Below are 11,203 nucleotides of genomic sequence, written 5' to 3'. Positions count from 1 at the left end.
CTACTGATTGCGCCAAAATGGCGCAAAGGGAGGGCGTTAGCGCCATTTTGGCGCTATTGTCTCTCGCTCCAAAAAAATTAGCGCCATAATGGCGCAAAGGGAGGGCGTTAGCGCCAAATTGGCGCTATTGTCACTCCCTCCAAAAAACTTAACGCCATAATGGCGCAAAGGCGGGCGTTAGCGCCAAACTGGCGCTATTGTCACTCCCTCCAAAAAAATTAGCGCCATAATGGCGCAAAGGGAGGGCGTTAGCGCCAAATTGGCGCTATTGTCACTCCCTCCAAAAAAATTAGCGCCATAATGGCGCAAAGGGTATGGATTATCGCCATACTGGCGCTATGGTTCGTGACTTGCGCCAATATTGGCGCTACGCTCGGTGATCGCGCCAATATGGCGCTATCCCCCACAGCGACAGACTATCGTCCGGACGATTCGGTCGACATAACCATTAACACCACGCTCATCCAAACACCTCGAGCTGACTGACTGGTCCCTGTACCATGGGTCAACCCCACCGTCCGTGTGCGAAAAACGCGCGTAGGCACGATCGGCGCAGACCCTGTGATGGCTACGAGATCCCGGTCGGACGCCCAACCCCACCCTGGAATCGCTAATCGGGATCTCCCTCTGAATCGCCCAACCGACATCCCGGCCGAACATGCGAGTCGTCCCGACCACGTTCAAGGCGAGAGTGGAGCCCCCCGCCTTGAGGCTGCCTTGAGGCTGCCTTGAGGCGCTTGAGGCCGCCAAGGTAGAGTTCAGCCTACCTGCATTTGGCGACCATCGGGTATGCCGAGTACAATGTCTCTATCCGCGGCGAGTTCGGACCGTTGCCTTAAGCAGGGGCGAAAGCGAAAGACTGCGACAGAAGCTACACCAAGGACGGAGGACGTGTATGCCAAGCATTCCCACCGGCGTATTCAGCCTGTCACGTTGGCTAGACGGGAAGCGCCACCCGTACACTTCAAGCGTGATCCGCATTCTGGCGCTGTTGGTTGGAGACCTTGTCGGCGCAGTGGCGATCAACAACTTTCTCATCCCGGCGCACATTCTAGCCGGCGGCATCACAGGCATTGCCCAGGTGGTACAACACTTCACCCATATCGCAGTCGGAACGTGGTATTTCATCCTGAATATCCCGCTGTTTGTACTGGGCTACCGCTACCTCGGCAAGCGCTTCATCTTCCTCACTGGCGTGGCAATCGTCGGGTTTTCCGCGTTTACGGACTTCGTACACGTGCCATTCACACCGCACGGCAGCCCGCTTCTGATCAGCCTATACGGGGGCGTGCTGCTCGGGATCTCGTCCGGGATCATCTTCCGAGTTGGTGGCTCCACAGGCGGCACAGACATCATTAGCTTGGTAGTCAACCGACGCACCGGCAAAAGCATCGGAAGCCTGTCGTTTGCCATGAGCATTGTCGTGGTGGTGTTGTCGTCTACTGTGTTTGGTATCGAAGCCGGTATGTATACGCTCGTCGCAATGTTTGTGGCAGCGCGCGCGATGAACGCGCTAATGAACTACCAACAACGCAAGACGGCGCTCATCGTGAGTGTCAGTGCCCAAGACATCGCAGACCAGATTGGTCAGCAGCTAGGTCGCGGCGCTACGCTCGTCAACGCGGCTGGCGCATACTCTGGAAACGAACTCGGTATGCTCATCTGCGCCCTGACACAGCTGGAGATCACCGAGTTGCGGGTGCTCGCCACCGATATCGACCCGAACGTCTTCATCACAATCCTCAACACTACGGAAGTGATTGGCCGCTTCCGCCACCCGACAACTTAGACTGGGAGCCCTCCTGTCCCGTGCAGTCTCTGTTGCACGCAACAAACCCGGGTATCGCCCCGTTTAGAAGACTAGTGAATTGGCAACAACAGAAGGGAGGGTTTCTCTCAATTAGAAGGAGGTTGAAGAAAGAGATGAGACAGATTCCGTCAACTTTGGTTTTGGCGGCTGTCTGCATCCTGGTCGCAGCATGGCCATCCCTGCAGGGATGGGCGGATGCGACTGCTGTCCACCACTATCTGATTCATAGCCTCTACATCATCGCAGGCGGACTTGTTGGACTGCAGACGTCATGGTGGGTGCACCAGCCCGCTTCCATGGCTCATGTGGAAGAAGAGAGGGGGGTGAGTTCATGAAGCACCGCACCATGAGAGCGACAATTTCTGCTTACTTGGGTGCAGTTCTCATCGCCGCCGGCCTTTACCCAGGGCTTGACACCTGGTTGACTCCAATACCGGTACTGCACGCGCTGTGGCACGTTGCCTTGTTCATCGGCGGGGCTCTGCTGATCTACGGACTCGAAACACTGCGTATGTACGCTCGCCGATACCGGCGAATGACGATGTAGTCGAAACCGCAGGGACAGCCTCGGCCCCCACCGGACTGTCCCTGACCCGTCCCTGACCTGTCCCTGACCTGTCCCTGACCTGTCCCTGACCTGTCCCTGACCTGTCCCTGACCTGTCCCTGACCTGTCCCTGACCTGTCCCTGACCCGTCCCTGACGTTGTTTAGCGAGCAAACAGGTCGGATGACAAATAACGCTCTCCCGTATCCGGGGCGATGCACAACACGCGCGCTGACGGAGGTAAATTCTTCGCGATGCGAACCGCGTGAAACGCCGAAGCTGCCCCCGACGCCCCGACAAACAACCCTTCTTCGGCGGCCAATCGGCGCGCCATCCGCTGTGCATCGTCGTCTTCAATCAGGCAGATTTCATCCACCACACTGCGGTTCAGGATTTTGGGAACAAAGCCCGGGCCTGTTCCCGGGATTTTGTGCGGACCCGGTTTTCCTCCAGATAACACTGGTGATCCCGCTGGCTCAATCACGTAGACCTGAATCCCCGGAATGTGCTCTTTAAGCACCTCGCCGGTTCCTGTTACTGTGCCACCCGTGCCCGCTGTCAACACAAGCGCTTCGAGTTTGCCTGCAAAGTCGTCGAGAATTTCCAGAGCTGTTGACCTGCGATGCGCATCGGGGTTCGCCGGGTTTTCGAATTGCATCGGCACAAAACTGTTTGGCGTCCCATCGGCAATCCGCACCGCTTCGTCAATCGCTCCCTGCATCCGCTGCGCAGCCGGAGTCAAGTGTACCTCGGCGCCGTAGGCCCGGAGAATTTTGATGCGTTCCACGGTCGCATTGTCTGGCATGGTGATGATGCAGCGGTAACCTTTTGCTGCACAGACGAGCGCCAGGCCAATGCCGGTGTTGCCCGAGGTCGGTTCAATCACCACGCTCTTTCCAGGCTCAATCAGTCCGGCGGCTTCGGCTTTCTCGATCATCGACCGCGCAGCGCGGTCTTTGACACTCCCGCCTGGATTGTAAGACTCCAGCTTCATGTACACCGCCGCTCCGGCCGGGTCGGGGATGCGGTGCAACCTGACCACCGGCGTGCGGCCGATTAGGTCGAGGACAGATTCGTATATGGCCAAGTCCATTCGCTCCTTCCACTAGTGCTCCCATCGCTGTGACAGCATCTTGCTGCGTACAGCATGGCACATTCGTCCTTTGTGCTTCAAGTTGAGATACAATATATGGGTGACGCGTGGCAATTTCGACGTGACACTCGCGCCAAGCGGAGGTGAGCCAGACGGGACTACACACGCCTTACAACAGTTCGCTCGAACATCCAATTGCGGGCTCGATGGAGGAAGGTGCCGTCGCAGGCACATCCGAAAATCCGCTTGCGGATCCGCTTGCGGGTCCGATCCTCTTGTTTGACGGCGTCTGCAACCTCTGCAACGCTGCTGTTCAGTTCGTGGTCCGCCGCGACCCGAGCGGCCGTGTGCGCTTTGCCCCGCTCCAGTCGGCCGCGGCGGCTGAGTTGCTCGACTGCCGCGCAGGCGTACCCGGTGTGGCGCAAGCAGGTGTGGCGCGCGGGGATGGAGCGGACGGGGAGTGGAATAGCGTGGTCTGCATCGACCAAGGGCACGTGTACACGAAGTCTGACGCAGTGCTGCGGGTCGCCCGCTACCTGCGCAGACCGTGGTCGCTTGTCGGCTGGTTGCGGGTCGTGCCACGCCCGTTCAGAGACGCGATTTACGACGCCATCGCAAAACGCCGCTACAGGTGGTTTGGCCGACGCACAACGTGCATGGTGCCAGACCAGAGCCTGAAGCGGCGATTCTTAGAGTAGTCAGCCAGAGTTAGGCGTGCTGCTGCAGCCACGCGAGGGCGGCTGTGACAAACACTTGACTCGTCGTCTGCAACATCGACTCGTCGACGTCGAACGATGGGTGATGCCACCCATACGGCTTGCCTGTGCCAACCCAAAAGAAGCAACCTGGCAAGTGTTGCTGGTACAGCGCGAAGTCTTCGCCGCCGAGCGTCGGTGACGCCTCAACTACGCGCTCTGCACCGACCACTTGCAGGGCGGCGGCGCGGACCACCTCGGACGTCGCCTCGTCGTTCTGGACAGACGGCAGGATGCGTTCAAACTCAAACGACACTTTGCCTCCGTAGGCCGCAACGGTCTGCTCCACAAAAGTGCGGAAGTGCTCTTCAACTTTCGCGCGAGCCGCCGGCTGCAGCGAGCGAATGGTGCCTTCGAGCACAGCCTCCATCGGGATGATGTTGCGAGCAGTGCCGGCCTGAAACTTGCCGACGGTCACAACCACTTGGTCATGTGGAGATATCACGCGACTGACGAGGTGTTGCAGACCTGAGACAATCTGAGATGCGATGACAATTGGATCCACCGTCAGTTCTGGAATCGCTGCGTGACCGCCGACGCCGTGCACAACGATGCGGAACTCGTCGACGCTCCCCATCAACGGACCGCTCTTGACGCCAATTGTGCCTAGGGCTTGGAGCGGGTTGTTGTGCTCACCGATGATGGCGCCCACGTGCAAATCCTCAAACACACCCGTGTCGACGATAATCTTCGCACCTTGCCCCACTTCCTCAGCAGGCTGGTAGACAAACAGAATTGAACCTGCAAACGACTCCTCGCTGTCTGCGGCCTCCTTTGCCAACACAGCCGCACCGAGACCGGCAGCTGTGTGAAAATCGTGGCCGCAAGCGTGCATTTTGCCACTCACCTGAGACGCGTAAGAGAGCCCTGTCGTTTCGACAATCGGCAAGGCGTCAATGTCTGCGCGAACAGCCACGCACGGCCCAGGCCTGCGTCCTCGCACAATCGCCAACACCCCAGTCGGCAGCGGGTAGTCGAGGATTTCGATGCCGTGATGGCCTAAAAAATCCCTGATGTGCTGCGTCGTCTCAAACTCCTCGAGACTGAGTTCTGGGTGTTCGTGCAACTTGCGGCGAAAGCGGACGAGTTGCTCTTGCAGCGATTCCGTAGCAGCAGAGACTTGTGACATAGACACCCGTTCTCCCTTCCAACCCTTATCGTTATGGTCGTTGTAGTGGCGCTGCGCCACCCGCACCGAGACTCATGCCCGGATAGAATATCGCCATGTGCACAGTGCATGGCGTGGCGCCACGGTTTTCGTAGGTGTGTGGGACATCGGCAACAAAATTGAGTGCGTCGCCTGGCACGAGGTCAAAACCCTCGTCTCCTAAAGTGACAATCAAGTTGCCTTGGTAGACCGTGATTGATTCCATCACGCCTTGGCCGTGACCCTCAGCCTGGCGCTTGCAACCCGGTAACAGCACTACGCGAAACAGTTCCACCGGGCTGCCGGGAGCCGAGTACGTGCTATACACCTGGAAGCGCTTCCCGTCTTCAAACAACACTGTCTGATCACGAGCGCGAATCTGCTGTGCGCTAGATGCGTCCTGGAGCAAGGCCGTAAACGGCACTTGGAGGCCGGTCGCGATTTTCCAGAGGGTCGCGACAGTCGGACTCGACGTGCCTCGCTCGACTTGGCCGAGCATTGGTTTGCTGACTCCGGTCAGTTCCGCCAGTTTGTCGAGCGATAGCCCACGCTCATGTCGGAGTTGGCGTAGGCGTGAGCCCAAACGCAAAGACAGTTCATCTTTATTCATTGAGCCCGTAAGTTGGTGCTCCCTTCGTTTGTATGTGATAACATACAATTGTACTTTATGACATACACACGAGTGAGGAACTGCTATGTCGGATGAACACCCCGTGCAGACGGTCAGCGCACAGGACGGCTTACTACCTAGCGTAGCACACACAAGTTCGGCAAAAAAGGACTACTTGCAGGCTTGGTCAGATGCCTTTCCGCTCACGGTCAGCGTGGTCGCCTACGGCTTCGCGTACGGCGCGATTGCTCACAGCACAAACCACCTCGACCTTGCGAGAACGCTCGCTTTGTCGCTGTTCGTTTTCGCAGGTGCATCGCAGTTCACGATTTTGGCGTTGCTCCACCAAGGCGCCGGGACCCTCGCGATTGTGACAGGAACGTTCCTCCTGAACGGGCGGCAAGTGCTCTACGGAGTGACACTCGGTCCGTCGCTGACGCACCTGCGGGCGCGTCTACTCGCTCTATTATCGCATGGTCTGACAGATGAGAGTTACAGTGTCATGGCCGTCCGCACCCAGAAAGCCCAAGTCACGGCTGCCTACTTCGCTGGGGCGGGCAGCGCCATCTTCTTCCCCTGGCAAGTAAGTTCATTGTTCGGGTTCATTGCGGGCCAAGCGATTGGGGACCCATCGCGCTACGGACTGGACTTTGCCTACATCGGTGCATTTCTGGGGCTGCTTGCGGCGCAAATCAAGCACCGGCGGCACCTCGTTGCGGCTGTTCTCGCCGCAGTTGCTGCCGTCGTGGTTGACCACTGGTGGGGTACGAGCGCGGCGCTCTTTGCCGGCGCGTTTGTCAGCTTTGCATATGGGGCGGTGTTTGCGTAATGAGTACATCTGCATTTAGCGTTCTCGTGCTGTGCGCCGCAGTGGTAACCTACCTGACACGCTGGCCACCTCTGTTGCTCGGCCGCAAACTGCGTTTGCCAGCTCGCGTGGAGCGCACGTTTCCGTACATCCCGATCGGCGTATTTGCCGCAATGGTCGCACCAGCCATCGTCTGGCATGCCCCTGTCGCTGGGCACATCGATACTCCGTTCTATGTAGCCGCAGCGGTGTCGCTCGCCGCAGCCTTTGTCACCCGGAAACCGCTGTGGGCTATGTTGACCGGAGTCCTCACAATCGCCCTCTGGCACCTCGTCCACTGACGCAGGGGAGGTCCCTACAGAAGCATGTTCTCCATTCGCAGAGCCGTGTCTTCATCCGAATAAATCAACAGCAGTGTGTCGTCACCGGCAATCGTGCCGATCAGGTCCGGCAGTTCCATGTTGTCGATCATCGACGCAATCGAGTGCGCGTTCCCCGGCAACACACGCAACACAATCAAGTTGTTCGCGCGGCGCAGGGAGACAAACACTTCCGCAAGCCGCCGACTCAGCGCGTCCATCGACATGTGAGCCGCCGCCACCGGGATCGCATACTTGTACCGACCGTTGCTGCCAACCACCTTGATCAGCTGCAGTTCCTTGATGTCACGCGAGATGGTGGCCTGTGTCACCGGATACCCCGACTCCTCCAGTGCCCTGACCAAGTCTTCCTGGGTCTCGACCTCACGCTGACTCACGATCTCTTTGATCCGCATTTGACGCTTGTCCTTCACATCGGTTCCTCCTACATCGTCTTCCGCGGTGCCACGCAGTAGTGACCTTGCGGTGGCTACCCGTCTTCCGCCTCCCATTGTAGTACAATATGCGAGAGAATTCCGCCCGCGAGGCCGCACAAGGCAGTCGAAAAGGAGGCAGGCTGATGCGCAGCATTCTCCACATTGACATGAACGCGTTTTACTGCGCATGTCATGCCGCCGCCGATCCCGACCGCTACCAGGGGCTTCCCACCGCCGTGGCAGGCAGTCCCGAAACGCGCCATGGCGTGGTTGTCACAGCAAGCTACGAAGCCCGTCGGCGCGGGGTCCGCGCCACGATGACCGTCGCTGAGGCTCTGCGCGCCTGCGCGGATTTAACGCTGATTGCTCCAGATTTTGACCTGTACCGCGACTTTTCCCGCCGCGTCTTCGCGGTGGTGCGAAACTACACCCCGCAAGTCGAAGTGTTCAGTATCGACGAGTGCTGGGCTGACGTCACCGGCAGCAGGCAGTTTGGCACGGCTGTCGAGATTGCCCGTCAGATTCAAACACGGATCCAAAGCGAACTTGGCCTGCCCTGTTCCATCGGCGTTGCACCCAACAAGTTCCTCGCGAAAATGGCGAGTGACTTGAAAAAACCGATGGGTTTAACTGAAATTGCCCTCGAATCCGTCCCACACCTACTATGGCCACTGAGCGTCGAATCGATGTTCGGCGTCGGCGGCAAGACGGCTGAACGCCTGCGGCGCCTTGGCGTCTCAACAATCGGCGACTTGGCGGGCGCCCGCGAAGAATTGTTGCAGCGCTACCTGGGCCGCCGCGGCCCTGAACTGCGCAGGCTTGCAAACGGCCTTGACGATACACCTGTCGTGTCAGTACCGGAGCCGATTAAAAGCGTCGGGCACTCGGTCACTCTCGCTGCAGACACGGATGCCGAGGAAGAACTGGCTACGGTCCTCCTCAACCTAGCCGATCAGGTCGGCCGTCGAGTCCGCCGGCACAAGATGGTCGGCCGCACGGTCCAACTGACCATCCGCTATGGCAACCGAGAGACGGTCACGCGATCGCGAACCCTGCCACTAGCCACCGACTTAACCGAAGAAATCTACCGCGAAGCACGCGGGTTGCTGACCCTGCACAAACGCCGTGGCGCGAAAGTGCGCTTGCTCGGCGTAGCGCTGCAAAACCTGACGCCAACAGGCGCCCTAGCGGGGCAAAATGGGCCGGTTGCCACCAGTGCGAGTGCCGGCGGCACCATCGGGTCGGGCGGGCGGCCGGGCGGCGCCCAGGGGCCAAGCGACACCCTCGGGCCGGGCGGCACTCGCGGGTCGGGCGGCACTCGGGAGCCGGGCGGAGCCATCGGGTCGGGCGGCACCATCGGGCCGGGCGGGCGGCCGGGCGGCGCCATCAAGTGGGCCGAGTCGGGAGCAACGGCTGATACGGCACCATCCCTTCAACTCGAGCTTCCGCTGTTTGAGGCAGAGCTCAGACCGTCGAAAACTGACCAGGATAGTCGCGTCGCCAAGGGTCCAGGTGCAGGCCGGAATGCGGGCCTAGGTGCGGGCCGGGCCGCGGGCCGCGGGCCGTCCGTGTATGCGGCACCGACGCAAAATTCCGATCGCGATCGCCTAGCGCGTTTGACTAAGGTGACGGACGAACTACGCGATAAGTTCGGTGAAAACGCACTCGTACGCGGTCGCATGCTGAAGTCTCACCCAAGCGCACAAATACGGGATCGCAAGGTGCGAGGGACGTCTCTGCAAAAAGACACCTTGCAAGCGCCCGACGACCCACGGTGAGGTGCCGAGCGAACGAGGTGTCACTTTGTCAGGTAGAGGTTCCTTTTGTTGATCACGATTAGCCTTCGGCTAAACTCAGACTGAACGTCCCCGAACGAGCCGCCCTGAATCGGCTTTATCCTCGCTTTGCACACTATACATCTCCAGATCGCGGCTCCGTTCCCGGTCTGCACCAAAGAGGAAATACAGGTTGGCCGCCACTGCAAGGCCTGCGAATAAGATCCACAGGACGCTGAAAGTTCCTCCCAAACCGTGATGGAGCTCGGGCAAACGCGGTACGCCGTAAACGCCAAGCGCAATCAGCGCGCACGTGTAAACAACGGCTCGGCGACGCGGTGACGACACGGTCATTGTTTTTCTCCGCATGATCCATCCCTCCTTCTCCCCGCTGTCCTATGCCTATGCGACGAGGTCCTCGGACATGCCACCTATGCATAGACAGCGGGCAATTGCGGCACGCTGAAGATGTTTCCCGACTCTACTCTTTGAAGGAGGCGTGTACATGGACGTCATGGAGAATTTCGACCGTTGGAAAGAGTTCCTCGGTGCCCAGGTTGATCGGGCGCAGTCAATGGGCGCATCTGACGAACAGATTGCTCAGGTCGCTCAAAAGATGGGCGACTTCCTTGCCAACAAAGTTGACCCAAAGAACGCGCAAGAACGCCTGTTGCGGGACATGTGGTCCGCCAGCTCGGAAGACGAGCAGCACACGTTGGCGCGCGTCATGGTGAAGATGGCAGACCAGGCGAACTAAGGCGTTCAGCGATCAGCGATGAGGGCCGCCTCAGGTGCAGCTAGTTTGCACTTTGGGCGGCTCTCTTTGTATTCCAATTGGTATGCCCCGTAACGGGGCATACTCCAATCAATTTCTACAGACAGCGGCTAGCGCCGACACCATGTTGGCACGATGGGAGCGTGAACGCCAATTGCTGGCGCTGCAGTCAGGTGACGTCGTCCAGCGACATTTCTTCCACGCGTGAGGCATTGGGAACAGCAAAGGATAGCAGGTAGCGACGCCAAGCGTCGCTATCGGTGATGAAAATCCGACTTAGCGCCAGATTGGCGGTATGGCCGGCGGGACCTCGTGCAGTTAGCGCCAGATTGGCGCTAACCAGTACAATTGCGCCAGATTGGCGGTATTCCCGACGCGACCTCGTGAGTTAGCGCCATATTGGCGCTAACCAGTACAATTGCGCCATATTGGCGGTATTCCCCGCGCGATCTCGTGCAGTTAGCGCCAGATTGGCGCTAACCAGTACAATTGCGCCAATTTGGCGGTATTGCCGACGCCACCTCGTGCAGTTAGCGCCATATTGGCGCTAACCAGTACAATTGCGCCAATTTGGCGGTATTCCCGACGCGACCTCGTGAGTTAGCGCCATATTGGCGCTAACCAGTACAATTGCGCCAATTTGGCGGTATTCCCGACGCGACCTCGTGCAGTTAGCGCCAAATTGGCGCTAACCAGTACAATTGCGACAATTTGGCGCTATTCCCGACGCCACCTCGTGCAGTTAGCGCCATATTGGCGCTAACCAGTACAATTGCGCCATATTGGCGGTATTCCCGACGCGACCTCATGCAGTTAGCGCCATATTGGCGCTATGACCAGCGCGTGACGTCATGCGACATTTTTACCGTTGTCGCGGCGTCGGCGCGGCGAAAGATGAAAGGTTAGCGACGCAGGCGTCGCTAAGCGACCAAGTTCAAGCGCACCAGGTCGCGCTGAGTTTCGAAAATGTCGCTAATGACCGCCAAACCGGGTCGATAGGTGTCAATTTGACACTTACCTGTGAGGACGCCGCGCCGACTTACCTGCGAATGAGTGAGCATGCGTGAGATATCGCTTAATCGGGAGGGA

13 protein-coding genes are annotated in these 11,203 nt (G+C 58.8%); 8 read left to right on the top strand and 5 right to left on the bottom strand.

Annotated elements, in window-relative coordinates; genetic code table 11:
- Positions 1-895: 895 nt before the first annotated feature.
- The 3 genes from JC200_RS14580 to JC200_RS14570 all read left to right on the top strand — a co-directional run bounded on the left by JC200_RS14580 (position 896) and on the right by JC200_RS14570 (position 2,357).
- The gene (locus tag JC200_RS14580) at positions 896-1,789 is read left to right on the top strand and encodes a YitT family protein (RefSeq protein ID WP_274432412.1); all 894 of its coding nucleotides are present in this window, start codon (positions 896-898) and stop codon (positions 1,787-1,789) included.
- A 134-nt stretch (positions 1,790-1,923) separates the two neighbouring features.
- Positions 1,924-2,145 carry a hypothetical protein gene (locus JC200_RS14575; protein ID WP_274432411.1) on the top strand — a complete coding sequence of 74 codons (222 nt, stop codon included), beginning with the start codon at positions 1,924-1,926 and terminating at the stop codon, positions 2,143-2,145.
- Positions 2,142-2,357, top strand: coding sequence for a hypothetical protein (locus JC200_RS14570; protein ID WP_274432410.1), 216 nt, complete (start codon positions 2,142-2,144; stop codon positions 2,355-2,357). Before JC200_RS14575 ends, JC200_RS14570 begins: the two co-directional genes overlap by 4 nt.
- Positions 2,358-2,518: 161 nt before the next feature.
- Here JC200_RS14570 and cysK read toward each other — a convergent pair whose 3' ends face one another.
- Positions 2,519-3,442, bottom strand: coding sequence for a cysteine synthase A (gene cysK / locus JC200_RS14565; protein WP_274432409.1), 924 nt, complete (start codon positions 3,440-3,442; stop codon positions 2,519-2,521).
- Positions 3,443-3,591: 149 nt separating this feature from the next.
- On the opposite strand from cysK, the gene JC200_RS14560 reads away from it, so the two are divergent.
- Entirely contained in the window at positions 3,592-4,146 is a 555-nt protein-coding gene (locus JC200_RS14560; protein ID WP_274432408.1) for a thiol-disulfide oxidoreductase DCC family protein, read from the top strand.
- A 10-nt stretch (positions 4,147-4,156) separates the two neighbouring features.
- Here JC200_RS14560 and JC200_RS14555 read toward each other — a convergent pair whose 3' ends face one another.
- Positions 4,157-5,332 carry a M20 metallopeptidase family protein gene (locus JC200_RS14555; protein ID WP_274432407.1) on the bottom strand — a complete coding sequence of 392 codons (1,176 nt, stop codon included), beginning with the start codon at positions 5,330-5,332 and terminating at the stop codon, positions 4,157-4,159.
- A gap of 31 nt (positions 5,333-5,363) precedes the next feature.
- A complete protein-coding gene (locus JC200_RS14550; protein WP_274432406.1) occupies positions 5,364-5,939 on the bottom strand; it encodes a helix-turn-helix domain-containing protein in 576 nt (191 codons plus the stop codon).
- A 106-nt stretch (positions 5,940-6,045) separates the two neighbouring features.
- Between JC200_RS14550 and JC200_RS14545 the strand changes: the two genes are divergently transcribed.
- Both JC200_RS14545 and JC200_RS14540 read left to right on the top strand, forming a co-directional pair.
- A complete protein-coding gene (locus JC200_RS14545; RefSeq protein WP_274432405.1) occupies positions 6,046-6,789 on the top strand; it encodes an AzlC family ABC transporter permease in 744 nt (247 codons plus the stop codon).
- Positions 6,789-7,109, top strand: a complete 321-nt coding sequence (locus tag JC200_RS14540; RefSeq protein ID WP_274432404.1) for an AzlD domain-containing protein — start codon at positions 6,789-6,791, stop codon at positions 7,107-7,109. Before JC200_RS14545 ends, JC200_RS14540 begins: the two co-directional genes overlap by 1 nt.
- Before the next feature lie 14 nt (positions 7,110-7,123).
- Here JC200_RS14540 and argR read toward each other — a convergent pair whose 3' ends face one another.
- Positions 7,124-7,561, bottom strand: coding sequence for an arginine repressor (gene argR, locus JC200_RS14535; RefSeq protein ID WP_274432403.1), 438 nt, complete (start codon positions 7,559-7,561; stop codon positions 7,124-7,126).
- A 146-nt stretch (positions 7,562-7,707) separates the two neighbouring features.
- On the opposite strand from argR, the gene dinB reads away from it, so the two are divergent.
- The gene (gene dinB / locus JC200_RS14530; RefSeq protein WP_274432402.1) at positions 7,708-9,342 is read left to right on the top strand and encodes a DNA polymerase IV; all 1,635 of its coding nucleotides are present in this window, start codon (positions 7,708-7,710) and stop codon (positions 9,340-9,342) included.
- Between the two features lie 75 nt (positions 9,343-9,417).
- On the opposite strand, the gene JC200_RS14525 is transcribed toward dinB, so the two are convergent.
- Positions 9,418-9,708 (bottom strand): hypothetical protein, encoded by a 291-nt coding sequence (locus JC200_RS14525; RefSeq protein ID WP_274432401.1) that lies wholly within the window; start codon positions 9,706-9,708, stop codon positions 9,418-9,420.
- A 136-nt stretch (positions 9,709-9,844) separates the two neighbouring features.
- Between JC200_RS14525 and JC200_RS14520 the strand changes: the two genes are divergently transcribed.
- Positions 9,845-10,096 carry a DUF3243 domain-containing protein gene (locus JC200_RS14520; RefSeq protein WP_274432400.1) on the top strand — a complete coding sequence of 84 codons (252 nt, stop codon included), beginning with the start codon at positions 9,845-9,847 and terminating at the stop codon, positions 10,094-10,096.
- Positions 10,097-11,203: the final 1,107 nt, after the last annotated feature.

Origin of the sequence: Alicyclobacillus sp. ALC3, from assembly GCF_028751195.1 — a bacterium.
Lineage (GTDB): Bacteria > Bacillota > Bacilli > Alicyclobacillales > Alicyclobacillaceae > Alicyclobacillus_L.
This window is presented reverse-complemented; position numbering and strand designations above follow the sequence as displayed.